Raw genomic sequence first — 24822 nt, 5'->3', positions numbered from 1 at the left:
AGCTTGTCGGCGTACAGCTAGTCAGAAATTTTGTTAATCAACCCGCCCAGCATTCGAGAAAGCTCGCGAGTTTCCATAATCCAGTTTTCAGCCAGCGGATCTGCGATGTATGCAATGTCTCGAGCAATAAGGACCTGGGTTCGCAACTCCCCACAAGAGCCTTTCGCAACCCAAAGAAAATGAATTTTTTCTCTGGTACTACGACGCTCCATGCCTTCGGCGATATTGGAAGGCACTGAAAGTGCTGAGCGGGTGATTTGGTCCTTGAATCCAAAATCCCCACATCGTGCGAACTCTCTGTAGATCCCCACTGCCAGACACTTGCTTCGCTGCCAAACAACCAGCTTCTCGAAATCCATTACGAGCCATCCGATTCCGGCTCACAGCAACCGTCTGCAAGCACCAAACTGCAAAGTTACGCATACCGCCTTTAACTTGCAGCTTGCGGCTTGTAACTCGAAGCTTAAAAGTACCCCTGACGTTTCTTGTCTTCCATCGAGCCTGCGCCATCGTGGTCGATGACCCGGCCCTGGCGCTCGGAAGTTCGCGTCAGGAGCATTTCCTGAATGATGTCCGTCAGGCTTTCGGCCTCGGACTCCACCGCGCCCGTCAACGGGTAGCAGCCAAGGGTACGGAAACGCACTTTCTTTTTGACGATGCGCGCCTTGTCCTCGTCGGACAGGTGCTCGAGGATGCGCTCGTCGTCGATCATGATCAGCGTGCCGTTCTTCTCGATCACTTCGCGTTCGGCCGCAAAGTACAGCGGTACGATCGGGATGCCTTCGAGGTAGATGTACTGCCAGATGTCCAGTTCGGTCCAGTTCGACAGCGGGAACACACGAATGGATTCGCCCTTGTTGACCTTGCCGTTGTAGACGTTCCACAGCTCGGGACGCTGGTTCTTCGGGTCCCAGCGGTGTTTGCTGTCACGGAACGAGTAGACGCGCTCCTTGGCGCGGGACTTCTCTTCATCGCGACGGGCACCGCCGAAAGCGGCGTCGAAACCATGCTTGTCGAGTGCCTGCTTCAGGCCCTCGGTTTTCATGATGTCGGTGTGCTTGGCGCTGCCGTGGGTGAACGGGTTGATGTTCTGCGCCACGCCATCGGGGTTGATGTGAGTGATGAGGTCCAGGCCAAGCTCTTCGACCATCTTGTCGCGGAACTTGTACATTTCCTGGAATTTCCAGCGGGTGTCGACGTGCATCACCGGAAACGGCAGTTTGCCCGGGAAGAACGCCTTGCGTGCCAGATGCAGCATCACGGCGGAGTCTTTACCGATGGAGTACAGCATCACCGGGTTGTCGAACTCGGCGGCCACCTCGCGGATGATGTGGATGCTTTCCGCCTCCAGCTGTTTCAGATGCGTCAGTTTGTCGACCATGGCTACTCACGAAAGCTTTCTTATGAACGGCCAGCGGGCCGTGTTCGAGCGAGGAATCCTAGCACAGCGACCTCTTCTAATCAGGACGCCAACTAGATCGAAAGGGTATATGAATATGCCCGCCCGTTCGGGTGCTTTCAGGCAAAAGTCAGATCGGATTCGGGCAGTCGATGAAGATGTGCTCGAGGGCGAAACGCTTCGCCAGATAGTCGCCCAGCGCCTGCACGCCGTAGCGTTCGGTGGCGTGGTGGCCGGCGGCGATGAAGCTGATGTCGTTTTCCCGGGCGCTGTGGAATGTCTGCTCGGAGGCTTCACCGCTGATGAACAGATCGACGCCGGCGGCGATGGCGTTGTCGATGTAACCCTGGCCGCCGCCAGTGCACCAGCCGACCCGACGGATCATCGCGCTGCCTTCGACCAGCAGCGGCTCGCGGCCCATGACTTCCTGCACTTTGCGGGCGAAGTCACGCGGGGTCATCGGCTCGCTCAGCGAACCGACCAGACCGACGATCTTCAGGTTGTCCGGATCCAGTGGCCCCTCGACGGTGATGTCCAGCTGACGGGCCAATTGCACGTTGTTGCCGACGTCCGGGTGCAGATCCAGCGGCAGGTGATAACCGAGCAGACTGATGTCGTGCTTGAGCAGCGTCTTCAGTCGGCGCTGCTTCATGCCGGTGATGCACGGGTTCTCGCCCTTCCAGAAATAACCGTGATGCACCAGCACCAGATCGGCTTCGGCCTCGACGGCGGCATCGAGCAGCGCCTGACTGGCAGTGACGCCGCTGACGATGCGCATCACCTGCGGACGGCCCTCGACCTGCAGGCCGTTGGGGCAATAATCGGCAATTTTCGCACTGCCGAGGTAACGGTCGGCTTCTTCGACCAGGGTGCTCAGGGCGACGGCCATGAAAGACTCCTAAATATCCCGTTCAGAGGCACGCGCGGCCTCGTATAATGCGCGACATTATGGGCGGTCTGACCCCGCCTGCAACTTTTCCAGGACGTGCTTAATGCTCAAGGCGCTGCGTTTTTTCGGCTGGCCGCTGTTGGCCGGCGTGCTTATCGCTCTGTTGATTATTCAGCGTTACCCGCAGTGGGTCGGGCTTCCGAGCCTCGACGTCAACCTGCAACAGGCCCCGCAGACCACCAGCGTGCAGCAGGGGCCGGTGTCCTATGCCGACGCGGTGACCATCGCCGCGCCGTCGGTGGTGAACCTCTACACCACCAAAGTCATCAACAAGCCAAGCCATCCGCTGTTCGAAGACCCGCAGTTCCGCCGTTTCTTCGGTGACAATTCGCCGAAGCAGAAGCGCATGGAATCGAGCCTCGGCTCCGGCGTGATCATGAGCCCGGAAGGCTACATCCTGACCAACAACCACGTCACCAGCGGCGCCGACCAGATCGTCGTGGCGCTCAAGGACGGTCGCGAAACCCTGGCCCGAGTGATCGGCAGCGACCCGGAAACCGACCTCGCGGTCCTGAAGATCGACCTGAAAACCCTGCCATCGATCACCGTCGGCCGTTCCGACAACATCCGCATCGGCGACGTCGCACTGGCCATCGGCAACCCGTTCGGCGTCGGCCAGACCGTGACCATGGGCATCATCAGCGCCACCGGCCGCAACCAGTTGGGCCTGAACAACTACGAAGACTTCATCCAGACCGACGCGGCGATCAACCCGGGCAACTCCGGCGGTGCGCTGGTCGACGCCAACGGCAACCTCACCGGCATCAACACCGCGATCTTCTCCAAGTCCGGCGGCTCGCAAGGCATCGGCTTCGCGATCCCGGTGAAACTGGCGATGGAAGTGATGAAGTCGATCATCGAGCACGGTCAGGTCATTCGCGGCTGGCTGGGCATTGAAGTGCAACCGCTGACTCAGGAACTGGCCGAATCGTTTGGCCTGTCCGGACGTCCGGGAATCGTGGTGGCGGGGATTTTCCGCGACGGTCCGGCCCAGAAGGCCGGTCTGCAACTGGGTGACGTGATCCTGAGCATTGACGGCGAACCGGCCGGTGATGGCCGCAAATCGATGAACCAGGTGGCGCGGATCAAGCCGACCGACAAGGTCACGATTCAGGTGATGCGCAATGGCAAGGAGTTGAAGCTGACCGCCGAGATCGGTCTGCGTCCGCCGCCTGCTCCGGTCAAGGAAAAGGAAGAAAACTGAAGCACAAAAAAAGGGAGCGAATTCGCTCCCTTTTTTACGGCGGCTGATCAGAGTTCGCCAAGACCGTCGATCAACGCCTGATTCTGCTCCGGCGTGCCGATCGAGATCCGCAGGAACTGGGCAATCCGCTCCTGCTTGAAGTGGCGCACGATCACGCCCTGCTCACGCAGTTTGGCCGCCAGCCCCGCCGCATCGTGTTGCGGATGCCGGGCGAAGATGAAGTTCGCCGCTGACGGCAGCACTTCAAAGCCCTTGGCCTGCAACTGCGCAACCACCCACTCGCGACTCTCGATGACCAATGCGCAGGTCTTGTCGAAGTAATCGCGGTCTTCGAACGCCGCCGCCGCGCCGACATTCGCCATGCGATCGATCGGGTAGGAGTTGAAGCTGTTCTTGATCCGCTCCAGCGCCTCGATCAGGTCCGGATGGCCGACCGCCAGACCGACCCGCAGGCCCGCGAGCGAACGGGACTTGGACAGGGTCTGGGTCACCAGCAGGTTCGGATAGCGATCGACCAGGCTGATCGCGGTTTCGCCGCCGAAGTCGATGTAGGCCTCGTCGACCACCACCACCGAATCCGGGCTGGCCTTGAGGATCTGCTCGACCGCTTCCAGCGCCAGCAGGCAACCGGTAGGCGCGTTCGGGTTGGGGAAGATGATCCCGCCGTTCGGCTTGGCGTAGTTCGCCGGGTTGATCTGGAACTGCGCATCCAGCGGCACCGCGTCGAACTTGACGCCGTAAAGGCCGCAATAGACCGGATAGAAGCTGTAGCTGATGTCCGGGAACAGGATCGGCTGATCGTGTTGCAGCAGACCGTGGAAGATGTGCGCCAGCACTTCGTCCGAACCGTTGCCGAGGAACACTTGATTGCTTTGTACGCCGTAGTACTTGGCGACGGCGTTTTTCAGCAGATCGCTGTTCGGGTCCGGGTACAGACGCAGGTTGTCGTTGAGTTCAGTCTGCATCGCCGCCAGGGCTTTTGGCGACGGGCCGTACGGGTTTTCGTTGGTGTTGAGTTTGACCAGACGGGTCAGCTTCGGCTGCTCGCCCGGCACATACGGCACCAGATCCTTGACGAACGGGCTCCAGAATTTACTCATGTTCAGTTCCCCTTCACTTCGTCTTTGATGCGGTATTCGGCGCTGCGCGCGTGGGCGCTCAGCGATTCGCCACGGGCCAGGATCGATGCGGTCTTGCCGAGTTCCGAAGCACCGGCCTCGGAGCAGAAGATGATCGACGAACGCTTCTGGAAGTCATACACGCCCAGCGGCGAGGAGAAACGCGCGGTGCCGGAGGTCGGCAGCACGTGGTTCGGACCTGCGCAGTAGTCGCCCAGCGCTTCGGAGGTGTGGCGGCCCATGAAGATCGCACCGGCGTGGCGGATCTGCGGCAGCCAGGCCTGCGGGTCGGCGACAGACAGTTCAAGGTGTTCCGGCGCGATGCGGTTGGCGACTTCGATGGCCTGGGCCATGTCGCGCACGTGAATCAGGGCACCACGGCCGTTGATCGAGGTTTCGATGATGGTCGCGCGATCCATGGTCGGCAGCAGTTTGTCGATGCTGGCAGCGACCTTGTCGAGGAACTCTGCGTCCGGGCTGACCAGAATCGCCTGGGCGTCTTCGTCGTGCTCGGCCTGGGAGAACAGGTCCATGGCGATCCAGTCCGGATCTGTCTGGCCGTCGCACACCACGAGGATTTCCGACGGGCCGGCGATCATGTCGATGCCGACCTGACCGAATACGTGACGCTTGGCCGTGGCGACGTAGATATTGCCCGGGCCGACGACCTTGTCCACCTGCGGCACGCTTTCGGTGCCATAGGCCAATGCGGCAACGGCTTGCGCGCCACCGATGGTGAACACCCGGTCGACGCCGGCGATGCACGCCGCCGCCAGCACCAGCTCGTTGACCTCACCGCGCGGGGTCGGCACCACCATGACCACTTCGGTCACGCCGGCGACCTTGGCCGGAATCGCGTTCATCAACACCGACGACGGGTACGACGCCTTGCCGCCCGGCACGTACAGACCGGCGCGATCCAGTGGCGTGACTTTCTGGCCCAGCACCGTGCCGTCGGCTTCGGTGTAGCTCCAGGAGTCCTGCTTCTGTTTTTCGTGATAGCTGCGCACGCGGGCGGCGGCTTTTTCCAGCGCTTCGCGTTGCGGGACAGTGATGCGGGTCAGGGCCAGTTCCAGACGCTCGCGCGGCAGGATCAGGTCCGCCATCGAAGCGACTTCGAGGCCGTCGAATTTCTGGGTGAACTCGACCAGTGCCGCGTCACCGCGCTCGCGTACAGCCTTGATGATGTCCAGCACCCGCTGATTGACCGAGTCGTCAGACACACTTTCCCAGCTCAGCAGATGATCCAGATGATGCGCGAAATCCGGGTCAGCAGCGTTGAGTCGGCGAATTGCAGTCGGTGCGGTCATAGCGAGAGCCTCATAGGAATGGCAAAAACTCAGGCGCCCTAACTTAGCAGTCGTTTCCGCTTGGGCACCTGAGATTCTGGCTATGAGGCGGATAGACGGGCGCGACTTAACGTCGCGCAGGTACATCAGCCGCGGTGTCGAGACTCCACTGCCTTGCGCAGGGTGTCGATCAACGCCTGGATTCGGGCGTGTTGCATTTTCATCGAAGCTTTATTGACCACCAGACGCGAGCTGATCGTGGCGATCAGTTCCTGAGGTTCCAGGCCATTGGCACGCAGGGTGTTGCCGGTGTCGACCACGTCGATGATCTTGTCGGCCAGACCGATCAGCGGTGCCAGTTCCATCGAGCCGTACAGCTTGATGATGTCGACCTGACGACCCTGCTCGGCGTAGTAACGCTTGGCGACGTTGACGAATTTGGTGGCGACGCGCAGGCGGCCCTTGGGCTCGACCGCGCCGACCTTGCCGGCGGTCATCAGCTTGCACTGGGCAATTTGCAGATCCAGCGGCTCGTACAGGCCTTGGCCGCTGTATTCCATCAGCACGTCTTTACCGGCAACGCCGAGGTCGGCCGCGCCATGCTCGACATAGGTCGGCACGTCGGTGGCACGCACGATCAACAGGCGAACGTCTTCCTGGGTCGTGGGGATGATCAGCTTGCGGCTCTTGTCCGGATTCTCGGTCGGCACGATGCCCGCTTCGGCGAGAAGCGGCAGGGTGTCGTCAAGGATGCGGCCCTTGGACAGTGCGATGGTCAACATGGGAAACGTCAGTCCTTATCAAGGTACTCATGTCCGGTCGCAATCGGCGCCGGACATACATCGAGGGCGTTACCACCCCCGATCAAAACGAATTCAACGGACACTTCCCTGTGTCCAGATGCAGCGACTAGCCCGGAACGCGACGGATCTTGGCGCCCAGCATCTGCAGTTTTTCCTCGATGCACTCGTAACCACGGTCGATGTGGTAGATGCGGTCGATCAGGGTATCGCCTTCAGCCATCAGGGCCGAAATCACCAGGCTGGCCGAAGCACGCAGGTCGGTAGCCATGACCGGCGCGCCCTTGAGAATTTCAGTGCCGGTGACGATGGCCGTGTTGCCTTCGACCTGGATCTTGGCGCCCATGCGATGCAGTTCGTAGACGTGCATGAAACGGTTTTCGAAGATCGTCTCGATGACCGCACCGGTGCCTTCGGCAATGGCGTTGAGCGAGATGAACTGCGCCTGCATGTCGGTCGGGAACGCCGGGTACGGCGCGGTGCGCACGTTGACCGCTTTCGGACGCTTGCCGTGCATGTTCAGCTCGATCCAGTCTTCGCCGCTGGTGATTTCGGCGCCGGCTTCACGCAGCTTTTCCAGAACCGCTTCGAGAATGGTTGGATCGGTGTCCTTGACCTTCACGCGACCACCGGTGACTGCAGCGGCTACCAGATAGGTGCCGGTCTCGATACGGTCAGGCATGACTTTGTAGAAAGTCGAACCCAGACGCTCGACGCCGTCGATGGTGATGGTGTCGGTGCCGGCACCGGATACCTTGGCGCCCATGGCGTTCAGGAAGTTCGCCAGGTCGACCACTTCAGGTTCGCGAGCGGCGTTCTGCAGTACGCTGCGGCCCTTGGCCAGAGCAGCAGCCATCATGATGTTTTCGGTACCGGTCACGCTGACGGTATCGAAGAAGAAGTGCGCGCCGCGCAGGCCGCCTTCAGGGGCCTTGGCCTTGATGTAGCCGCCTTCGACGTCGATGACCGCGCCCATGGCTTCCAGACCACGGATGTGCAGGTCGACCGGACGTGAGCCGATGGCGCAGCCACCAGGCAGTGCGACTTCGGCTTCACCGAAACGTGCGACCATCGGGCCCAGCACCAGGATCGAGGCACGCATGGTTTTCACCAGTTCGTACGGAGCGATCAGGGTCTTGATGGTGCGCGGGTCGATTTCGACGCTGAGCTTTTCGTCGATCACAGGCTCGATGCCCATGCGACCGAACAGCTCGATCATGGTGGTGATGTCGTGCAGGTGCGGCAGGTTGCCAACGGTAACCGGGCCATCGCACAGCAGGGTGGCGGCCAGGATTGGCAGGGCGGAGTTCTTCGCCCCGGAGATGCGGATCTCGCCATCAAGACGAGCGCCACCGGTAATAATCAATTTATCCATAAGAATCTCGACGCCCTAGGGCTCAGGTGCGCTCGGCCCAGGCCGCGCTGCTGAAAAATTTCATAGTGACCGCGTGGATGCTGCCATCGGCGATCCAAGGGTTCAAATGGGCATAGATGCTTTGCTGACGCTTGACCGGGCTCAACGCCGCCAGTTCATCACTAATCACGTTCAGCTGGAAGTTGCAGCCTTCGCCTTCAACTTCCACCAGCGTTCCTGGCAGCTTTCCTTCAAGGAAGCTCTTCACTTCTACGGCCTGCATGCTCAACCTCAATCGGCGCCCTGTGCGCACGGGTCGGACATCATACAAAAAAGCCCCGCGCCTGCGAACCCCGCTGCGCAGGACTCTGACGGGGGGCTTCTCTATAGATGCGGGTTCAGGGTTGCGCCAACAGCTCGGTCAGTTCGCTGACCTGAGCAATTTCACGCATGTCTTCGGGCATCCCGCGGATGCTGACCGCCTTGCCGGCGGCCTTGGCATCGCGAATGAAGCACAGCAGCAGCGACAGACCGACGCTGCTGGACTTCTCCACCGCCGAGCAATCGATCACCAATGCCGGGGCATTGCACGACTTGATCAGCGCCCTGCCCTGCTCGCGCAGGTCAGGGGCGGTGCGATAATCCAGCACGCCGCTGAGCTGCAGCTCACTGGCTTCGTCCAGACGAATGGCCGACTCGGTCATTGGGCTGGCTTCTCGTTCTGCTCGGCCGACTGCTTGGCTTTGGCGACTTCACCGGCCCAGCCGTTGATGGTCTTGTCCAGGTCGTTGCCATTGCGCTGCATCGCGTCGGCGAACTGGTCACGGAACAGTTTGCCGATGTTGATGCCGTTGATGATCACGTTACGCAGTTTCCACTCGCCGTTGATCTTCTCGAGGGTGTACGACACCGGATAAATCGCGCCGTTGTTGCCCTTGACGGTCATGCCGACGCTGGTGCGGTCGCCCGACTCATCCTTGGGTGCATCGACGGTGATGCCCTGGTTGTTGTACTCGAGCAAGGCGTTGCCGTAGAACTGGAACAGGCCGCGCTTGAAGTTTTCCTCGAAGGTCTTCATCTGCGCCGGGGTTGCCTTGCGCGAATACTTGACCGTCATGATGCTCTTGGAAATGCCCTCGGCATCCACGACCGGCCCGACGATGGTGTTCAACGCGGTGTAGAAGTCCTGCGGATCCCGCTTGTACTTCTCTTTATTGGCCGACAGATCGGCGAGCATCCGGTTCGTGGTGTCCTGAACCAGATCGTGCGCCGATTGTGCCGCCACGGCGTTAGCCACCAGCGGCAGTGCCGCAAGCAACACCAACAGGCCACGTCGCAAGGTAGAGATCATTCAAAAGCTCCTCATTTGGCGTCTTTGCTAACGGTATTGAGCAGGAATTTACCGATCAGGTCTTCCAGTACCAGAGACGACTGTGTGTCGTGGATGGTTCCACCATCCTTGAGCGGAGTGTCTTCCCCGCCCACGCTGATACCGATGTACTTCTCGCCCAGCAGACCCGCAGTCAGGATAGATGCTGTGGAGTCGGTCGGCAGATTGTCGACGCTTTTATCCACTTGCAGGGTCACCCGACCGGTGAAGCTGTCGCGGTCCAGATCGATCGCGGTGACCTTGCCGATGGTCACACCCGCCATGGTCACTTTGGCTCTGACCGTCAGACCGGCGATATTGTCGAAATACGCGTAAAGCTTGTAGGTATCGGTGGTCGAAGTCGGAGACAGGCCACTGACCCGCAGGGCCAGCAGCAACAAGGCCAGGATCCCTGCCAGCAGGAACAGGCCGACACCGATTTCCAGGGTGCGGTTTTGCATCAGAAATCTCCAAACATCAAAGCGGTCAGAATAAAGTCCAGGCCGAGTACTGCCAGCGAGGCGTAAACCACGGTCTTGGTGGTGGCACGACTGATCCCCTCGGAAGTGGGTTCGCAGTCATAGCCTTGAAATACGGCGATCCAGGTGACGACAAAAGCGAATACTGCACTTTTGATGATGCCGTTGAGCACATCGTCACCGAAGCTCACGCTGTTCTGCATGTTCGACCAGTAGGAACCTTCGTAGACGCCCAGCCAGTCGACGGCGACCCACGAACCGCCCCAGATGCCGACCACGCTGAAGATCATCGCCAGCACCGGCAGGGAAATGAAGCCGGCCCACAGACGCGGAGCGATGATGTACTTGAGCGGGTCGACCCCGATCATTTCCAGGCTGGACAACTGCTCGGTGGATTTCATGTTGCCGATTTCCGCCGTCAGCGCCGAACCGGCACGACCGGCGAACAACAGCGCGGTCACCACCGGCCCCAGTTCACGCAGCAGGGTCAGCGCCACCATCTGCCCGACAGCCTGCTCCGAGCCGTAGCTCGACAGGATGTTGAAGCCCTGCAGCGCCAGCACCATGCCGATGAAAATCCCGGACACCACGATGATCACCAGCGACATCACACCGACGGAGTGCAGCTGCTTGACCAGCAGGCCAAAACCGCCACCGATGCCACCACGACCCAGCAAGGCATGAAACAGGAACAGGGTCGAACGCCCGAACACTGCGACGCTGTCGATTCCGGCGAGGCCGAAGCGACGTACACGCTCCATTAATGTAATTCTGCGCATCAGCGGCGCTTCCCCAGAAGATCTGCGCGGTAATCCGGCGCTGGAAAGTGATACGGCACCGGGCCGTCGGGTTCACCGGTCATGAACTGGCGGATACGCGGATCGTCCGAGTTCATCAGTTCGTCCGGCGTGCCCTGCCCCAATACCTGCCCATCACCGACCACATAGATGTAGTCGGCGATGCTCGCGGTTTCGGCGAGATCGTGGGACACCACGATGCTGGTGATCCCCAGGGCATCGTTGAGCAGACGGATCAGGCGAACCAGAACGCCCATGGCGATCGGATCCTGGCCGACGAACGGTTCGTCGTACATGAGAATCTGCGGATCGAGGGCAATGGCACGGGCCAGTGCGACACGGCGCTTCATGCCGCCGGACAGCTCGTCGGGCATCAGTTCGATCGCCCCGCGCAGTCCCACCGCCTGCAATTTGAGCAGCACGATGTCGCGGATCATCTCGTCCGGCAGGTCGGTATGAACACGAAGCGGGAAGGCGACGTTCTCGAACACATCGAGATCGGTGAACAGCGCACCGCTCTGAAACAGCACACCCATGTGCTTGCGCGCATCGAACAGATCGCTGCGCGACAGCTTCGGCAGGTTCTGGCCGTTGACCCAGACCTCGCCTTTGGATGGCCGCAACTGCGCGCCCATCAGGCGCAGCAGCGTGGTCTTGCCACACCCGGAAGGCCCCATGATGCCGGTGACCTTGCCGCGCGGGATGCGGATATCGACGTTATTGAAAATGCTCCGCGCACCGCGCTTGAAGGAGACTCCCTTCAGCTCGACCGCGTAGGCGTTATCGGCACTCATCTAAACTCCTTGCGATGCAGCCTCTCACTCGGACGCCTGGCTTCCTGGAAGAAAGCCCCTACATCCCGGGCAGGCCGAACTGGCGGCGAACTATATCACTGCAAAGGGCAAGCGCCCAAGGCCTGCACCGGCCCGCATTCGGCGAGTTGAAGGGCTTCAGGCCTTATTTACAGAGTTTTGGTAACGAGGAATGACAAAGCACGACGAACTTGCGTGAGGCTTTTCAACATAACCGCTATAATCGCCGCCTTTTCATCGGGCTATACGATTTCTGACATGAGCCAAACCAGCGACCTGATTCAATCGGCACAACGCACCATCCGCCTCGAAGTGGAAGCCGTACAAGGCTTGTTGCCCCATATCGACGCCGATTTCGTACGCGCTTGCGAGATGATTCTGGCCAGCAAGGGCCGTGTTGTCGTGGTCGGTATGGGCAAGTCCGGGCACATCGGCAACAAGATTGCCGCGACCCTGGCCAGCACCGGCACCCCGGCGTTTTTCGTGCACCCGGCCGAGGCCAGCCACGGCGACATGGGCATGATCACTCGCGATGACGTGATTCTGGCCCTGTCGAACTCCGGCTCCACTAACGAAATCGTCACCCTGCTGCCACTGATCAAGCGCCTGGGCATCCAGCTGATCAGCGTCACCGGCAACCCGCAATCGCCGCTTGCCAAGGCTGCCGAGGTCAATCTCAACGTTCACGTCGAACACGAAGCCTGCCCGCTGAACCTCGCACCGACCTCCTCGACCACCGCTGCGCTGGTCATGGGCGACGCCCTGGCCGTGGCGCTGCTGGAAGCGCGCGGCTTCACTGCCGAAGATTTCGCCTTTTCCCACCCGGGCGGCGCACTGGGCCGACGCCTGCTGCTGAAAGTGGAAAATGTCATGCACGCCGGTCAGGAACTGCCGCAGGTACAGCGCGGCACCCTGCTCAAGGACGCGCTGATGGAAATGACCCGCAAGGGTCTGGGCATGACCGTCATTCTTGAAACGGACGGCAAACTGGCCGGGATCTTCACTGACGGCGACCTGCGCCGCACCCTGGATCGCAGCATTGATATCCATAGCGCCACCATCGACCAGGTAATGACCGTGCACGGCAAGACCGCCCGCGCCGAGATGCTCGCGGCCGAAGCCCTGAAAATCATGGAAGACCACCGAATCAACGCGCTGGTTGTCGTAGATGAAGAGGATCGCCCGATCGGCGCCTTCAACCTCTCCGATCTGCTGCGCGCAGGAGTGATGTAAATGAGCACCGATCTGCTGCAACGCGGCAAAGCCATCAAACTGGCGGTTTTCGACGTCGACGGTGTCCTCACCGACGGTCGCCTGTACTTCCTTGAAGACGGCAGCGAGTTCAAGACTTTCAATACACTCGATGGCCAGGGCATCAAGATGCTGATGAATGCTGGTGTACAGACCGCCATCATCAGTGGTCGCAAGACCCCGGTGGTCGAACGCCGGGCAAAAAACCTGGGGATCCCGCACCTGTTTCAGGGCCGCGAAGACAAACTGGTCGTGCTCGACGGTCTTCTTGAGCAACTGGGCCTAAGCTATGAGCAAGTGGCTTACCTCGGTGACGACCTGCCGGACCTGCCGGTGATCCGCCGTGTAGGGCTGGGCATGGCCGTGGCCAACGCCGCCCCCTTTGTGCGCGAGCACGCCCATGGCGTCACCCAGGCCCGTGGCGGCGAAGGTGCCGCCCGCGAATTCTGCGAACTGATCCTGCGCGCACAAGGCAGCCTCGACGCCGCCAACAACGCGTACCTGTGAGTCCAACCATGTTTAGCAAAAAGTTTCGCAACATCCTGCTGTTCGGTTGCATCGCAGCGATATTCGGTGCGGTCGGCTACTGGAACATCAGCCCGGAACGCTTCCTCGACAAACCGCCGGTTTCGGCAGAGGAAAGCCCGATCGACTGGTATGCGACCAATACCCACACGATCCAGTACCTCGAAGACGGCAAAGTGCAGTACGAAATGACGTCCGACAAGGCTGAGCACGTCAAGGCGACCGACATTACACTGGTCACCAAGCCTGATCTGAACATGTTCCGTGGCACCGATTTCCCATGGCACGTGACCAGTGAACGCGGTGAAGTGAACTCCGGTGGCACCGAGGTCGAGCTGATCGACTCGGTACGCGTCAAGCGCACCGACGAAAAGAACCGCGACACCCTGATCACCTCCACTCGCATGACGGTGTTCCCGCAGCAGCAATATGCGCAGACCCAGCAACCCGTTAGAATCGACGGCGCTGGCGGTGTATCGACTGGCGTAGGAATGAAAGCGTATTTGAAGGAAAGCAGGATACACCTGCTATCGAACGTAAGAGGACAGTATGAGGCTCGTTAAAACCCTCCCTATTTTGCTCAGTCTGGGCGCAGCACTGGGAAGCGTGAGCGCCTGGGCTCTGCCGAACGATCAAGAGCAGCCAATCCGTATTCAGGCCGACGATGCCCAGCTGGACGACAAGAACGGCGTTGCTACCTATAAAGGTGACGTGATCATCACTCAGGGTTCGATGATCGTCAAAGGCAATACCGTGACCATCACCCGCACCCAGACCGGCGATATCGACGTCGTGACCTCGGTGGGCAACCTTGCCTACTTCGAGCAGTTGCAGACGGCGGGCGACACCAAGCCTGTACAGGGCTGGGGCGTGACCATTCAGTACCACGCCGCGCAAAACCGCGTTGTGCTGATCGACAAGGCGAAAGTCGTCGACAAGGACAACAACACCACTCAGGGCGAGAAAATCGTCTATGACACGGTGAAAAAGCTGGCCAGCGCTGGTCGTGCCACCGGCAACAAGGTCACCGAAGCGCGTCCGCGCATTGACATGGTGATCCAGCCGAAGAAGAAAACCGACGAGAAAACCCAGTAATGGCAACTCTGAAAGCTCAGCACCTGGCCAAGGCCTATAAAAGCCGCCAGGTCGTGCGCGACGTCAGCCTGTCGATCGACAGCGGTCAGATCGTCGGCCTGCTCGGCCCGAATGGCGCCGGCAAGACCACCTGCTTCTACATGATCGTCGGTCTGGTCCAGGCCGATCAGGGTCGCGTACTGATCGACGATCTGGACGTCAGCCACCAGCCGATGCACGGTCGCGCCAAGGCCGGTATCGGCTATCTGCCGCAAGAAGCGTCGATCTTCCGCAAACTGTCGGTAGCCGACAACATCATGGCCATCCTTGAGACCCGTCAGGAGCTCGACAAGGCCGGTCGTCGCAAGGAGTTGGAAAGCCTGCTGCAGGAATTCCACATCAGCCACATCCGCGACAACCTCGGCATGAGCCTGTCCGGTGGTGAGCGCCGCCGGGTGGAAATCGCCCGTGCACTGGCCACGGCACCGAAATTCATCCTGCTCGACGAACCGTTCGCCGGTGTCGACCCGATCTCTGTCGGCGACATCAAGCAGATCATCCACCACCTCAAGGCCAAGGGCATCGGTGTACTGATCACCGACCACAACGTCCGTGAGACGCTGGATATCTGCGAAACCGCCTACATCGTCAACGATGGCCAGTTGATCGCCGAAGGCGACTCCGCGACCATCCTCGCCAACGATCTGGTGAAGGAAGTCTACCTGGGCCACGAGTTCCGCCTGTAAGCTCGACGGTATTCGACCAGCCGTCCGGGTGCTGTAACGTTGAAGCGCTTTTTTATACGCTTTTATTGTTACAGCGCTCTAGGCAAACACGACAGTTTCAGGCATATAATTTGCTTAAGTTTGGCGCTCCGGCGCCCTGTAGTGGATGGCGCATAGCGCCGGCGAATAAGGTGTTAAGCCCCTGCCATGAAACCATCGCTAGTCTTGAGAATGGGCCAGCAGCTGACGATGACACCGCAGCTGCAACAGGCCATCCGCCTGCTCCAATTGTCTACCCTGGATCTGCAACAGGAAATCCAGGAGGCTCTGGAATCCAATCCGATGCTCGAACGCCAGGAAGACGGCGACGACTTCGACAACTCCGATCCCATGGCCGACAACGCCGAACAGAAGCCCAACACCGAGATCCAGGAACCTTCTTATCAGGAGACCGCGCCGACAGTCGACAACCTCGAAGACGGCGAATGGAACGAGCGAATCCCCAACGAACTGCCCGTTGACACCGCCTGGGAAGACGTCTACCAGACCAGCGCCAGCAGCCTGCCGAGCAGCGACGATGACGAGTGGGACTTCACCACCCGCACCTCCGCCGGCGAGAGCCTGCAAAGCCACCTGCTGTGGCAGTTGAACCTCGCACCGATGTCCGACACCGATCGCCTGATCGCCGTCACCCTGATCGATTGCATCAACAATCAGGGCTACCTGGACGAAACCCTCGAAGAAATTCTCGAAGCCTTCGATCCCGAGCTCGACATCGAGCTGGACGAGATCGAAGCCGTCCTGCACCGCATCCAGCAATTCGAGCCGGCAGGCATCGGCGCACGCAACCTGGGCGAATGCCTGCTGCTGCAATTGCGCCAGCTGTCGGCCAAGACCCCTTGGCTGGCCGAGGCCAAACGTCTGGTCACCGATTACATTGACCTGCTCGGCAGCCGCGACTACAGCCAGCTGATGCGGCGCATGAAGCTCAAGGAAGATGAACTGCGCCAGGTCATCGAACTGGTGCAGAGCCTCAATCCGCGCCCAGGCTCGCAGATCGAATCCACCGAAGCCGAGTACGTGGTGCCTGACGTCATCGTGCGCAAGGACAACGAGCGCTGGCTGGTCGAGCTGAACCAGGAATCGGTACCGCGCCTGCGGGTCAACGCCCAATACGCCGGTTTCGTGCGCCGTGCCGACACCAGCGCCGACAATACCTTCATGCGCAATCAGTTGCAGGAAGCTCGCTGGTTCATCAAGAGCCTGCAGAGCCGCAACGAAACCCTGATGAAAGTAGCCACCCAGATCGTCGAGCATCAGCGCGGCTTTCTGGAGTACGGCGACGAAGCCATGAAGCCGCTGGTCCTGCACGACATTGCAGAGGCGGTTGGCATGCACGAGTCGACGATTTCGCGGGTGACCACGCAGAAATTCATGCATACCCCACGGGGCATATATGAACTGAAATACTTTTTCTCCAGCCATGTGAGCACCTCAGAAGGCGGTGAATGCTCGTCCACGGCGATCCGCGCGATCATCAAGAAACTGGTTGCCGCGGAAAATCAGAAAAAGCCGTTGAGTGACAGCAAGATCGCTGGTTTACTGGAGGCACAAGGCATTCAGGTGGCTCGCCGCACCGTCGCCAAGTACCGCGAATCCCTCGGGATCGCGCCTTCGAGCGAACGCAAGCGGTTGATGTAAGCCACGTTACAGCGTTCCAGTGGCAGGCTTTTCGGCCTGCCGCTTTATGCACTGGCAACGAAGGAGAAGCTGTATGCAAGTCAACATCAGTGGACACCAACTGGAAGTTACCCAGCCTCTGCGCGAGTACATCGAGCTCAAGCTCAAGAAGCTCGAAGGGCATTTCGACAAGATCACCAACGTACAGGTCACGATGTGCGTCGAAAAGCTGAAGCAGAAAATCGAAGCCACGCTGCATATTCCCGGCAACGAGGTCGTCGCAAACGCGGAACATACCGATATGTACGCTGCGATCGACGCGTTGACCGACAAGCTTGATAAACAACTCAAAAAGCATAAGGAAAAGACCCAGAGCCTGCTTCAGGGCGCTACCGGTCGATAACCCCCACCCCCATGATCCGACTTGAAAGTATCCTGACCCCCGGCCGTTCCCTGGTGAACGTGCCGGGCGGCAGTAAAAAGAAAGCCCTCGAACAAATTGCCAACCTGATCGCCCGGGAAGTCCCGGATCTGGAGATGCAAGATGTCTTCGAGGCATTGATTGCCCGTGAAAAACTGGGTTCCACCGGTTTTGGCAACGGCATCGCCATTCCTCACTGCCGCCTCAAGGGCTGCGAAGCGCCGATCAGTGCGCTGATGCACCTTGATGCCCCTATCGATTTCGACGCTATCGACGGCGCGCCTGTGGACCTGCTGTTCGTCCTGCTGGTGCCGGAAGCCGCCACCGATGCGCACCTGGAGCTGTTACGCCAGATCGCCAGCATGCTCGACCGCAAGGACGTGCGCGACAGACTGCGCAGCGCGCCAAGCAACGAAGCCTTGTACCAGGTTGTACTGGAAGAACAGAACAGGCCGTAACCATGCGCTTGATCATTGTCAGTGGCCGTTCCGGCTCGGGTAAAAGTACCGCCCTGGATGTCCTTGAGGACAACGGCTACTACTGCATTGACAACCTGCCAGCCGGCTTGTTGCCAGACCTCGCCGAGCGCGCGCTGGTTCATACCGAAATGCTCCAGCCACAGGTGGCGGTCTCGATCGACGCCCGCAACCTGCCGAGCCATCTGTCACGCTTTCCAGAGTTGCTAGAGGAAGTGCGCAGCCGGCACATCCAGTGTGATGTCCTGTACCTGGACGCCGATGACGAAACGTTGCTCAAACGTTTTTCGGAAACCCGTCGTCGCCACCCGCTCAGCAATGCCAATCGCTCGCTGGCCGAAGCCATCAACGACGAAACCGCGCTACTGGGCCCGATCGCCGATCTGGCCGACCTGAAGGTCAATACCACCAATCTGAACCTCTACCAGCTGCGCGATACCATCAAGCTGCGACTGTTGAACCAACCGGAGCCGGGGACTGCATTTCTGGTGGAGTCGTTCGGTTTCAAACGCGGCATGCCGGTGGATGCGGATCTGGTGTTCGATGTACGCTGCCTGCCCAATCCGTACTGGAAACCGGAATTACGCGCACAATCCGGGCTCGATGAGCCTGTGGCGGAATACCTGGCGGCGCAGCCGGAAGTCGAAGAGATGTTCCAGGACATCTATGCGTACCTGTTCAAATGGCTGCCGCGCTTCGCTGCGAGCAATCGCGCTTATGTGACCATTGCCATTGGCTGCACCGGCGGACACCACCGTTCCGTTTACCTGACCGAACGCCTGGGTCAGGCCCTGCAGAAAACCCTGAAGAACGTCCAGGTTCGCCACCGCGACCTCAGCTAAAGGATTCACACCGCGATGCCTGCTCTGGAAATCGAAATCATCAACAAGCTGGGCCTGCATGCCCGGGCGTCGGCAAAGTTCGTTGGCGTGGCGGGTCAATATCCCGACTGCACGATCAGAGTGGGCCGCACCCCGGAAACCACGGTTGATGGCAAAAGCATCATGGCGATGATGATGCTCGCCGCCGGCAAGGGCACCAAAATCCACCTGAGTACTGAGGGTCATCAAGAACAGGAAGCCATGGATGCGCTGGTCGCGCTGATCAACAACTACTTCGACGAAGGCGGTTGAAAGCCTTTAGTGTCGAGGGAGGGAGCAAGCCTCCCTCTCATCCCAACGCCGTATCCATCACCATCATCAGGCAGAACCCGATCAACAATCCCAGGCTCGCCAGCTTGTCGTGACCATTGCGCCGCGACTCCGGGATCACTTCGTGAGTCACCACCAACAGCATTGCCCCGGCCGCCAGCGCCAGTCCCAGGGGTAATAACAGTTCCGCCAGGCTGACCAGCCACGCACACAGCAGTGCAAACACCGGCTCGACCAAGCCCGATGCCGCCCCGATCAGAAACGCCTTGACCCGCGACATCCCGGCTCCGGCCAACACCAGCGCAATGACCAGTCCTTCCGGCACATCCTGCAAGGCGATGCCCATCGCCAGGCTGTCAGCATCCTGCATGCCACCGCCAGCGGAAACACCGACGGCCATGCCTTCCGGGATGTTATGGGCAATGATGGCAAACACGAACAACCAGATACGTGGCGGAATCACCGGATGCTCGACAGTGCCGATGAGCATTTCCGGCGAAGCGCCGGACACCTTGCGATCAACCAGATACAGGCCGAATGCTCCGAGCATGATGCCGAAGCAGATCAGACCGCTGGCACCCCACGGGCTCAGACCCAGACTTTCGGCGGCAGCGATTCCCGGGACGATCAACGAAAACGCGGTCGCTGCCAGCATCACGCCGGCGCCAAAACCCAGCAGCGTATCGCCCAGGGCCTGGGGCATGTTGCGGATCACCAGCACCGGAACCGCGCCGAGTGCAGTGCCGAGAGCGCAGATCGCGCCGCCCTGCAATGCCCGCGACAACTTCGGTTCCAGATTCAGCCACTCCAGTCCGTGGGCGACCAGCAAGGTCATGCCCGCCAACAGCAACAGCGAACCGATTGCGTAACGAAACATACGCCCACTTCCGATCGCCAGTGTTTCAGTGCCCATAGTCAGCCTTGGATTGTTTTTATAGGAGACTTAAACCAGCGCGGCCTGATAGCGCGCAGCGACTTCTGGCCAGTTGATCACGTTGTAGAAAGCGCTGATGTATTCCGGCCGACGGTTCTGATAACGCAGATAGTAGGCGTGCTCCCACACGTCGAGGCCGAGTATCGGCGTGTTGCCGTTCATCAGCGGGCTGTCCTGGTTACCGCTGCTTTCCACCACCAGTTTCTTTTCCGGGTTGACGCTGAGCCACGCCCAGCCACTGCCGAAGCGGGTCAGCGCGGCTTTGGTGAAGGCTTCCTTGAAGCTGTCGAGGCCGCCCAGTTGCTCATCGATCGCCTTGGCCAGCGCACCGTCAGGTTTGCCACCGCCGTTGGGCACCATCACTTCCCAGAACAGCGAATGGTTGGCATGACCGCCGCCCTGGTTGATCACCGCCGCACGAAGCTTTTCCGGCAGTTGCTGGACGCTGGCGACCAGCTTCTCCACCGGCCAGTCCGCGAATTCGGTGCCCTCGACCGCAGCGTTCAGATTGTTGATATAAGTCTGATGATGCTTGGTGTAGTGGATCTCCATGGTTTGCGCATCGATGTGCGGCTCCAGTGCGTCGTAGGCGTAAGGCAAGGCTGGCAGGGTAAAAGCCATTTCAGTGGACTCCATGGTGATGTTGGGCAGGCACGCGGCGCGCATTGCCGGTATCCGGGTGCAGCAAGCGTTGGGTGCGCGGGTATTCGCCGTGTTCGCTGATGAAATTGAGCAGCTCGACGTAGGTCTTGCTGCTCTGGCGAAGGGCCGCTTCACGCAGCGCCGGGCGCAGACGCTCGTCCTGCATGGTCTGCAACAGTCGTTGATGGATCGCGCACAGGTACTCGGCGCTCTCCTCCGGCTGGTTCAGGCGCAGATGCAGGTCGGCCAGGTTGTGATGAGAAATGACGCAGGCCGCCACCGCTTCGTCGGCATCGGCCCAGCGCTCGAACAACACCTGTGCCAAAGCCAGGGCTTGCAGGTAAGCCTCGCGGGCATCGATCAACTCGCCCAGCATGAAGCAGCGATTGGCCCGTTCGATCGTGCGTTTCCAGTGCTCCATGGTGAACCTCCAAAGCGATTGCGGTGCTTACACGCCGCCGGCGGTGAGTTTCTCGGGATTGAGCAACTCTTCCAGCTGGCTGCGCGACAGGTCGGTGTGCTCCAGCGCGACATCAATCACCGGACGACCTTGTTTGTAGGCCTGCTTGGCGATCTCGGCAGCCTTCTGGTAACCGATGATCGGGTTGAGTGCGGTCACCAGAATCGGGTTGCGCGACAGCGCTTCCTTGAGGCGCGACTCATTGACCTTGAAGCTGGCAATCGCCTTGTCACCCAGCAGACGGCTGGAGTTGGCCAGCAACTCGATGCTGCTCAGCAGGTTCTGGGCGATGATCGGCAGCATCACGTTCAATTCGAAATTGCCCGACTGACCGGCGATGGTGATCACCGAATCGTTGCCGATCACTTGCGCGGCCACCATGGCGGTGGCTTCCGGAATCACCGGATTGACCTTGCCCGGCATGATCGAGGAACCCGGCTGCAGCCCTTCCAGTTCGATTTCACCGAGACCGGCGAGCGGGCCGGAGTTCATCCAGCGCAGGTCGTTGGCGATTTTCATCAGCGACACGGCGGTGGCCTTGAGCTGGCCCGACACGGCCACGGCAGTGTCTTGCGAGCCGATCAGAGCGAACAGATCCTTGCCCGGCGTGAACTGGACGTTGGTCAACTGGCTCAATTGGCGGCTGAAACGCGCAGCAAATTCCGGATGCGCGTTGATCCCGGTACCGACCGCCGTGCCGCCCTGGGCCAGGGATTGCAGGCTTGGCAGCAAATCCTGCAGGTGACCGATATTGGCCTTGAGTTGCTGCGCCCAACCGTTGAGCACCTGACTCATGCGCACCGGCATGGCGTCCATCAAGTGGGTGCGGCCGGTCTTGACGTGGTGATGCACCTGCTCGGCCTTGCGCTCGATCACTTGCACCAGATGCAACAGCGCCGGCAACAGTTGTTCGTGCAGGGCCAACGCCGCGCTGACGTGGATGGTGGTCGGAATGATGTCGTTGCTGCTCTGCCCGCAGTTGACGTGGTCGTTGGCGTTCACCGGCTCTTCGAGCAGGCGGCTGGCCAGGGTGGCGATCACTTCGTTGGCGTTCATGTTGGAACTGGTGCCGGAGCCGGTCTGGAAGATATCCACCGGGAAATGCTGCATGAAGTCGCCTTCCAGCAGACCTTGGGCGGCATCGCTGATGGCTTTGCCTTGCGCGGCGCTGAGCTGGTTAAGTTCGACGTTGGCGCGTGCGGCAGCCGCTTTCGCCAGAATCAGGGCGCGGATGAACTGGGTCGGCATCGGCTTGCCGCTGATCGGGAAGTTATCCACTGCGCGCTGGGTCTGCGCGCCGTAGAGAGCGTCCACCGGCACCTGCAGTTCGCCCATGCTGTCGCGCTCAATACGTGTCTTGGTCATCTGAAAATCCTTGCACCAGTTCAATAAGAGGAATCGAGGGTTGCAACTCGCAGGTGGCGAGCTGCCAGGTGTAGCTTTGCCAGCGTTTGAGCCGGCATTTGCACAGTGACAGGCGCTCCATTTCACGCAGCGGGCGCCAGGCTTGATCGAGGCAGAGGCTGCGCCAGTGCCACGGCAACGCGATGTCGGTGGCCGTGTCGAGCAGCAGACGAAAAGAGGTTTCGGCGACCGTCCAGGGCGAGGTCGCCGTGCAGCAGGCCAGATACCGGCCTTCGGCCAGGTAGTGTTCGATCAGGCGCGGTTCGTCGGGATCCATCGCGCAACGGATCTGGCGACTCATCCAGCGCCAGCTTTCGAGGTACGGCTGCTCGTGCAAGGCAGAACTCATGATTCTGGGCTCATCCGATAATGAGATTTATTATTAGATGATAATGAGAACCAAAACAAGAGTGGCTTTTTTGCTGCCCTGATCAACCCGAAAAGTTTGCGGACACAAAAAAGGCGCGCCACCCAATCGGATGACACGCCTTTTTTTGTACCTGCCTGGGGCTTAGCTGCCCGCGACAGTCATCTTCTCGATCAACACCGAACCAGTGCGAATGTTGCTGCGCAGTTCCAGATCGTTACCCACCGCGACGATCTGCTTGAACATGTCACGCATGTTGCCGGCGATGGTCACTTCCTGCACCGCGAACTGGATTTCACCGTTCTCGACCCAGAAACCTGCCGCACCGCGCGAGTAATCACCAGTCACCATGTTCAGGCCATGGCCCATCAGTTCGGTGACCAGCAGTCCACGCCCCATGCGCCGCAGCAAGGCAGCCTGGTCTTCATCGCCATGGGTGACGAACAGGTTGTGCACGCCGCCCGCGTTGGCGGTGCTCGGCATGCCCAGTTTGCGACCGGAATAGGTGCCAAGGATGTACGAGACCAGTTCGCCTTTCTCGACGAACGGTTTAGCATAAGTCGCCAGGCCGTCACCATCGTAGGAAGCACTGCCCATGGCACGCATCAGGTGCGGACGCTCGTCGATGGTCAGCCATTCCGGGAACAGCTTCTGCCCCAGGGTGCCTTCGAGGAAAGACGATTTGCGGTACAGACTGCCGCCGGAAATCGCCGACAGGAAGCTGCCGAACAACCCACCCGCCAGTTCCGCCGAAAACAAAACCGGCACTTCGCAGGTCGGCACCGGACGCGCACCCAGACGGCTCGCTGCGCGCTGTGCCGCGCGCTGGCCAATGCTCACCGGATCCGCCAGCAAGCTGCCCTGACGGTTCACGTCATACCAGTAATCGCGCTGCATCTGGCCATCGGCTTCGGCAATCATCACGCAGCTCAGGCTGTGTCGGGTCGAAGCGTAACCACCGATGAAACCGTGGCTGTTGCCGTACACACGGCAGCCCTGATGGGTGCTCAACGTGGTGCCATCGGCATTCTTGATGCGTGCATCGGCGTCGAACGCGGCGGCTTCGCAGAGCAGTGCCTTCTCGATGGCCTGCTCCGGGGTGATGTCCCATTGGTGGAACAGGTCGAAATCCTGGATATCCCGGGCCATCAGCGCGGCATCGGCCAACCCCGAGGCTTCGTCTTCGGAAGTGTGCTTGGCAATCGCCAGCGCCGCAGCGACGGTTTCGCGAATCGCATCCGGCCCGGTGGCGGATGTACTGGCCGAGCCCTTGCGCTGGCCGACGTACAGCGTGATGCCAAAACCCTGATCGCGGTTGAACTCGACCGTTTCGACTTCACGTTGACGAACCGACGTCGACAGGCCCTGCTCCAGCGATACCGCTACTTCACAGGCACTGGCACCCTGACGCTTGGCTTCGGCGATGATCTGCTCGACCTGTTCCTGCAGTGCCGGCAATGCCTGTGGGCCGACGCTTTCAACTGCACTCATGCTCATCTCCACTCAAATTCTGCTTTCGGCTGGGGCCTTCGAGCGACCGGGCCGGACAAGCGGCCCCCGACTGGTTATCATGGCGGCGTTTCTTTGCGGACTGCCACCATGGTTGATTCTTACGACGACTCCCTCGATACGGGAGAAAAAAGCAAATCCCAGGTCAAACGCGAGCTGCATGCTCTGGTTGACCTTGGCGAGCGCCTTACAACGCTCAAGCCCGACTTGCAGGCAAAACTGCCATTGACCGACGCTTTGCGCCGGGCCCTGGCCGATGCGCCCAAGCACACCGCGAACATCGCGCGTAAACGGCACTTGCAGTTCATCGGCAAACTGATGCGCGATCAGGACACTGACGCGATTCTCACCCTGCTCGATCAACTCGATGCCTCGACCCGTCAGTACAACGAGCGCTTCCACAACCTCGAACGCTGGCGTGACCGCCTGATCGCCGGTGACGATGCCGTGCTGGAGAAATTCGTCGTCGATTACCCGGACGCCGATCGCCAGCAACTGCGTTCCCTGATCCGTCAGGCCCAGCACGAGGTTGCGCAAAACAAACCTCCTGCCTCGAGCCGCAAGATCTTCAAGTACATCCGTGAGCTGGACGAGACTCAACGCGGTCTGCGTTGATATTCGCCACCGGGTGGC

General features: G+C 60.1%; 31 protein-coding genes. 12 read left to right on the top strand and 19 right to left on the bottom strand.

Features of this window, described 5'->3' with window-relative positions; genetic code table 11:
* Window positions 1-17 precede the first annotated feature (17 nt).
* The 3 genes from GQX66_RS15820 to GQX66_RS15810 form a co-directional block, all read right to left on the bottom strand.
* Window positions 18-359: a four helix bundle protein gene (locus GQX66_RS15820; protein WP_039769318.1), complete on the bottom strand. Its 342-nt coding sequence runs from the start codon at window positions 357-359 to the stop codon at window positions 18-20.
* A 104-nt stretch (window positions 360-463) separates the two neighbouring features.
* Window positions 464-1381: a sulfate adenylyltransferase subunit CysD gene (cysD, locus tag GQX66_RS15815; protein WP_007912374.1), complete on the bottom strand. Its 918-nt coding sequence runs from the start codon at window positions 1379-1381 to the stop codon at window positions 464-466.
* 148 nt (window positions 1382-1529) lie between these two features.
* Window positions 1530-2288, bottom strand: a complete 759-nt coding sequence (locus GQX66_RS15810) for a Nif3-like dinuclear metal center hexameric protein (protein ID WP_085746939.1) — start codon at window positions 2286-2288, stop codon at window positions 1530-1532.
* A 103-nt stretch (window positions 2289-2391) separates the two neighbouring features.
* On the opposite strand from GQX66_RS15810, the gene algW reads away from it, so the two are divergent.
* Window positions 2392-3552, top strand: coding sequence for a Do family serine endopeptidase AlgW (algW, locus tag GQX66_RS15805; RefSeq protein ID WP_236189806.1), 1161 nt, complete (start codon window positions 2392-2394; stop codon window positions 3550-3552).
* Window positions 3553-3599: 47 nt separating this feature from the next.
* Here the strand turns inward: algW and hisC are convergent, their stop codons facing one another.
* From hisC to GQX66_RS15755, 10 genes are all read right to left on the bottom strand, one after another.
* Window positions 3600-4652: a histidinol-phosphate transaminase gene (gene hisC / locus GQX66_RS15800; protein WP_240869982.1), complete on the bottom strand. Its 1053-nt coding sequence runs from the start codon at window positions 4650-4652 to the stop codon at window positions 3600-3602.
* A 2-nt stretch (window positions 4653-4654) separates the two neighbouring features.
* Window positions 4655-5980: a histidinol dehydrogenase gene (gene hisD / locus GQX66_RS15795; RefSeq protein ID WP_007953552.1), complete on the bottom strand. Its 1326-nt coding sequence runs from the start codon at window positions 5978-5980 to the stop codon at window positions 4655-4657.
* A 125-nt stretch (window positions 5981-6105) separates the two neighbouring features.
* On the bottom strand, window positions 6106-6741 hold the full coding sequence (hisG, locus tag GQX66_RS15790) for an ATP phosphoribosyltransferase (RefSeq protein WP_085746934.1): 636 nt from the start codon (window positions 6739-6741) through the stop codon (window positions 6106-6108).
* Window positions 6742-6868: 127 nt separating this feature from the next.
* Window positions 6869-8134: a UDP-N-acetylglucosamine 1-carboxyvinyltransferase gene (gene murA, locus GQX66_RS15785; RefSeq protein ID WP_085746933.1), complete on the bottom strand. Its 1266-nt coding sequence runs from the start codon at window positions 8132-8134 to the stop codon at window positions 6869-6871.
* A 22-nt stretch (window positions 8135-8156) separates the two neighbouring features.
* The gene (locus GQX66_RS15780) at window positions 8157-8396 is read right to left on the bottom strand and encodes a BolA family protein (RefSeq protein ID WP_039769303.1); all 240 of its coding nucleotides are present in this window, start codon (window positions 8394-8396) and stop codon (window positions 8157-8159) included.
* Between the two features lie 115 nt (window positions 8397-8511).
* A complete protein-coding gene (locus tag GQX66_RS15775; RefSeq protein WP_085698468.1) occupies window positions 8512-8817 on the bottom strand; it encodes an STAS domain-containing protein in 306 nt (101 codons plus the stop codon).
* Window positions 8814-9464, bottom strand: a complete 651-nt coding sequence (locus GQX66_RS15770) for an ABC transporter substrate-binding protein (protein WP_085746932.1) — start codon at window positions 9462-9464, stop codon at window positions 8814-8816. Before GQX66_RS15770 ends, GQX66_RS15775 begins: the two co-directional genes overlap by 4 nt.
* 11 nt (window positions 9465-9475) lie before the next feature.
* The gene (gene mlaD / locus GQX66_RS15765; RefSeq protein WP_085746931.1) at window positions 9476-9943 is read right to left on the bottom strand and encodes an outer membrane lipid asymmetry maintenance protein MlaD; all 468 of its coding nucleotides are present in this window, start codon (window positions 9941-9943) and stop codon (window positions 9476-9478) included.
* Window positions 9943-10740, bottom strand: a complete 798-nt coding sequence (mlaE, locus tag GQX66_RS15760; RefSeq protein WP_007953561.1) for a lipid asymmetry maintenance ABC transporter permease subunit MlaE — start codon at window positions 10738-10740, stop codon at window positions 9943-9945. Before mlaE ends, mlaD begins: the two co-directional genes overlap by 1 nt.
* On the bottom strand, window positions 10740-11552 hold the full coding sequence (locus GQX66_RS15755) for an ATP-binding cassette domain-containing protein (protein ID WP_085746930.1): 813 nt from the start codon (window positions 11550-11552) through the stop codon (window positions 10740-10742). The genes mlaE and GQX66_RS15755 overlap by 1 nt, the downstream gene beginning before the upstream one ends.
* A gap of 276 nt (window positions 11553-11828) precedes the next feature.
* On the opposite strand from GQX66_RS15755, the gene GQX66_RS15750 reads away from it, so the two are divergent.
* The 10 genes from GQX66_RS15750 (at window position 11829) to GQX66_RS15705 (ending at window position 18855) form a co-directional block, all read left to right on the top strand.
* The gene (locus GQX66_RS15750) at window positions 11829-12803 is read left to right on the top strand and encodes a KpsF/GutQ family sugar-phosphate isomerase (protein ID WP_064593399.1); all 975 of its coding nucleotides are present in this window, start codon (window positions 11829-11831) and stop codon (window positions 12801-12803) included.
* Window positions 12804-13328, top strand: coding sequence for an HAD family hydrolase (locus GQX66_RS15745; RefSeq protein ID WP_039769294.1), 525 nt, complete (start codon window positions 12804-12806; stop codon window positions 13326-13328).
* An 8-nt stretch (window positions 13329-13336) separates the two neighbouring features.
* Window positions 13337-13909: an LPS export ABC transporter periplasmic protein LptC gene (gene lptC, locus GQX66_RS15740; RefSeq protein WP_007953568.1), complete on the top strand. Its 573-nt coding sequence runs from the start codon at window positions 13337-13339 to the stop codon at window positions 13907-13909.
* Window positions 13896-14441: a lipopolysaccharide transport periplasmic protein LptA gene (lptA, locus tag GQX66_RS15735; protein WP_074691817.1), complete on the top strand. Its 546-nt coding sequence runs from the start codon at window positions 13896-13898 to the stop codon at window positions 14439-14441. Before lptC ends, lptA begins: the two co-directional genes overlap by 14 nt.
* Window positions 14441-15166, top strand: coding sequence for an LPS export ABC transporter ATP-binding protein (gene lptB, locus GQX66_RS15730; RefSeq protein WP_007953572.1), 726 nt, complete (start codon window positions 14441-14443; stop codon window positions 15164-15166). Before lptA ends, lptB begins: the two co-directional genes overlap by 1 nt.
* 186 nt (window positions 15167-15352) lie before the next feature.
* Window positions 15353-16846 (top strand): RNA polymerase factor sigma-54, encoded by a 1494-nt coding sequence (locus GQX66_RS15725; protein ID WP_085746929.1) that lies wholly within the window; start codon window positions 15353-15355, stop codon window positions 16844-16846.
* Window positions 16847-16919: 73 nt separating this feature from the next.
* On the top strand, window positions 16920-17228 hold the full coding sequence (gene raiA, locus GQX66_RS15720; protein ID WP_011332471.1) for a ribosome-associated translation inhibitor RaiA: 309 nt from the start codon (window positions 16920-16922) through the stop codon (window positions 17226-17228).
* A gap of 11 nt (window positions 17229-17239) precedes the next feature.
* On the top strand, window positions 17240-17704 hold the full coding sequence (ptsN, locus tag GQX66_RS15715) for a PTS IIA-like nitrogen regulatory protein PtsN (protein WP_007953580.1): 465 nt from the start codon (window positions 17240-17242) through the stop codon (window positions 17702-17704).
* Between the two features lie 2 nt (window positions 17705-17706).
* The gene (gene rapZ, locus GQX66_RS15710; RefSeq protein ID WP_085746928.1) at window positions 17707-18564 is read left to right on the top strand and encodes an RNase adapter RapZ; all 858 of its coding nucleotides are present in this window, start codon (window positions 17707-17709) and stop codon (window positions 18562-18564) included.
* Between the two features lie 15 nt (window positions 18565-18579).
* Window positions 18580-18855 (top strand): HPr family phosphocarrier protein, encoded by a 276-nt coding sequence (locus GQX66_RS15705; RefSeq protein WP_085711786.1) that lies wholly within the window; start codon window positions 18580-18582, stop codon window positions 18853-18855.
* A gap of 37 nt (window positions 18856-18892) precedes the next feature.
* On the opposite strand, the gene GQX66_RS15700 is transcribed toward GQX66_RS15705, so the two are convergent.
* The 6 genes from GQX66_RS15700 to pmbA form a co-directional block, all read right to left on the bottom strand.
* The gene (locus GQX66_RS15700) at window positions 18893-19786 is read right to left on the bottom strand and encodes a ZIP family metal transporter (protein WP_240869981.1); all 894 of its coding nucleotides are present in this window, start codon (window positions 19784-19786) and stop codon (window positions 18893-18895) included.
* Between the two features lie 30 nt (window positions 19787-19816).
* Window positions 19817-20428, bottom strand: a complete 612-nt coding sequence (locus GQX66_RS15695; protein WP_236188213.1) for a superoxide dismutase — start codon at window positions 20426-20428, stop codon at window positions 19817-19819.
* A 1-nt stretch (window position 20429) separates the two neighbouring features.
* Entirely contained in the window at window positions 20430-20870 is a 441-nt protein-coding gene (locus GQX66_RS15690; RefSeq protein ID WP_085711789.1) for a hypothetical protein, read from the bottom strand.
* A gap of 27 nt (window positions 20871-20897) precedes the next feature.
* Window positions 20898-22274, bottom strand: a complete 1377-nt coding sequence (locus GQX66_RS15685; RefSeq protein WP_085746924.1) for a class II fumarate hydratase — start codon at window positions 22272-22274, stop codon at window positions 20898-20900.
* Window positions 22255-22662, bottom strand: a complete 408-nt coding sequence (locus GQX66_RS15680; protein WP_085711791.1) for a FagA protein — start codon at window positions 22660-22662, stop codon at window positions 22255-22257. Before GQX66_RS15680 ends, GQX66_RS15685 begins: the two co-directional genes overlap by 20 nt.
* Before the next feature lie 162 nt (window positions 22663-22824).
* Window positions 22825-24177, bottom strand: a complete 1353-nt coding sequence (gene pmbA, locus GQX66_RS15675) for a metalloprotease PmbA (protein WP_170844891.1) — start codon at window positions 24175-24177, stop codon at window positions 22825-22827.
* 102 nt (window positions 24178-24279) lie between these two features.
* On the opposite strand from pmbA, the gene yjgA reads away from it, so the two are divergent.
* Window positions 24280-24804, top strand: coding sequence for a ribosome biogenesis factor YjgA (gene yjgA / locus GQX66_RS15670; RefSeq protein ID WP_007953598.1), 525 nt, complete (start codon window positions 24280-24282; stop codon window positions 24802-24804).
* Window positions 24805-24822 lie beyond the last annotated feature (18 nt).

The sequence above is a fragment of the Pseudomonas sp. B707 genome, from assembly GCF_022496685.1.
Lineage (GTDB): Bacteria > Pseudomonadota > Gammaproteobacteria > Pseudomonadales > Pseudomonadaceae > Aquipseudomonas > Aquipseudomonas paraglycinae.
Note: the sequence above shows the minus strand (reverse complement) of the source record. Positions and strands in the feature narration are given on the sequence as shown.

Coding starts and splice junctions, on each gene's coding strand:
- GQX66_RS15820 (WP_039769318.1), bottom strand. CDS start 359: ATGGATTTCGAGAAGCTGGTTGTTTGGCAGCGAAGCAAGTGTCTGGCA.
- cysD (WP_007912374.1), bottom strand. CDS start 1,381: ATGGTCGACAAACTGACGCATCTGAAACAGCTGGAGGCGGAAAGCATC.
- GQX66_RS15810 (WP_085746939.1), bottom strand. CDS start 2,288: ATGGCCGTCGCCCTGAGCACCCTGGTCGAAGAAGCCGACCGTTACCTC.
- algW (WP_236189806.1), top strand. CDS start 2,392: ATGCTCAAGGCGCTGCGTTTTTTCGGCTGGCCGCTGTTGGCCGGCGTG.
- hisC (WP_240869982.1), bottom strand. CDS start 4,652: ATGAGTAAATTCTGGAGCCCGTTCGTCAAGGATCTGGTGCCGTATGTG.
- hisD (WP_007953552.1), bottom strand. CDS start 5,980: ATGACCGCACCGACTGCAATTCGCCGACTCAACGCTGCTGACCCGGAT.
- hisG (WP_085746934.1), bottom strand. CDS start 6,741: ATGTTGACCATCGCACTGTCCAAGGGCCGCATCCTTGACGACACCCTG.
- murA (WP_085746933.1), bottom strand. CDS start 8,134: ATGGATAAATTGATTATTACCGGTGGCGCTCGTCTTGATGGCGAGATC.
- GQX66_RS15780 (WP_039769303.1), bottom strand. CDS start 8,396: ATGCAGGCCGTAGAAGTGAAGAGCTTCCTTGAAGGAAAGCTGCCAGGA.
- GQX66_RS15775 (WP_085698468.1), bottom strand. CDS start 8,817: ATGACCGAGTCGGCCATTCGTCTGGACGAAGCCAGTGAGCTGCAGCTC.
- GQX66_RS15770 (WP_085746932.1), bottom strand. CDS start 9,464: ATGATCTCTACCTTGCGACGTGGCCTGTTGGTGTTGCTTGCGGCACTG.
- mlaD (WP_085746931.1), bottom strand. CDS start 9,943: ATGCAAAACCGCACCCTGGAAATCGGTGTCGGCCTGTTCCTGCTGGCA.
- mlaE (WP_007953561.1), bottom strand. CDS start 10,740: ATGCGCAGAATTACATTAATGGAGCGTGTACGTCGCTTCGGCCTCGCC.
- GQX66_RS15755 (WP_085746930.1), bottom strand. CDS start 11,552: ATGAGTGCCGATAACGCCTACGCGGTCGAGCTGAAGGGAGTCTCCTTC.
- GQX66_RS15750 (WP_064593399.1), top strand. CDS start 11,829: ATGAGCCAAACCAGCGACCTGATTCAATCGGCACAACGCACCATCCGC.
- GQX66_RS15745 (WP_039769294.1), top strand. CDS start 12,804: ATGAGCACCGATCTGCTGCAACGCGGCAAAGCCATCAAACTGGCGGTT.
- lptC (WP_007953568.1), top strand. CDS start 13,337: ATGTTTAGCAAAAAGTTTCGCAACATCCTGCTGTTCGGTTGCATCGCA.
- lptA (WP_074691817.1), top strand. CDS start 13,896: ATGAGGCTCGTTAAAACCCTCCCTATTTTGCTCAGTCTGGGCGCAGCA.
- lptB (WP_007953572.1), top strand. CDS start 14,441: ATGGCAACTCTGAAAGCTCAGCACCTGGCCAAGGCCTATAAAAGCCGC.
- GQX66_RS15725 (WP_085746929.1), top strand. CDS start 15,353: ATGAAACCATCGCTAGTCTTGAGAATGGGCCAGCAGCTGACGATGACA.
- raiA (WP_011332471.1), top strand. CDS start 16,920: ATGCAAGTCAACATCAGTGGACACCAACTGGAAGTTACCCAGCCTCTG.
- ptsN (WP_007953580.1), top strand. CDS start 17,240: ATGATCCGACTTGAAAGTATCCTGACCCCCGGCCGTTCCCTGGTGAAC.
- rapZ (WP_085746928.1), top strand. CDS start 17,707: ATGCGCTTGATCATTGTCAGTGGCCGTTCCGGCTCGGGTAAAAGTACC.
- GQX66_RS15705 (WP_085711786.1), top strand. CDS start 18,580: ATGCCTGCTCTGGAAATCGAAATCATCAACAAGCTGGGCCTGCATGCC.
- GQX66_RS15700 (WP_240869981.1), bottom strand. CDS start 19,786: ATGGGCACTGAAACACTGGCGATCGGAAGTGGGCGTATGTTTCGTTAC.
- GQX66_RS15695 (WP_236188213.1), bottom strand. CDS start 20,428: ATGGCTTTTACCCTGCCAGCCTTGCCTTACGCCTACGACGCACTGGAG.
- GQX66_RS15690 (WP_085711789.1), bottom strand. CDS start 20,870: ATGGAGCACTGGAAACGCACGATCGAACGGGCCAATCGCTGCTTCATG.
- GQX66_RS15685 (WP_085746924.1), bottom strand. CDS start 22,274: ATGACCAAGACACGTATTGAGCGCGACAGCATGGGCGAACTGCAGGTG.
- GQX66_RS15680 (WP_085711791.1), bottom strand. CDS start 22,662: ATGAGTTCTGCCTTGCACGAGCAGCCGTACCTCGAAAGCTGGCGCTGG.
- pmbA (WP_170844891.1), bottom strand. CDS start 24,177: ATGAGCATGAGTGCAGTTGAAAGCGTCGGCCCACAGGCATTGCCGGCA.
- yjgA (WP_007953598.1), top strand. CDS start 24,280: ATGGTTGATTCTTACGACGACTCCCTCGATACGGGAGAAAAAAGCAAA.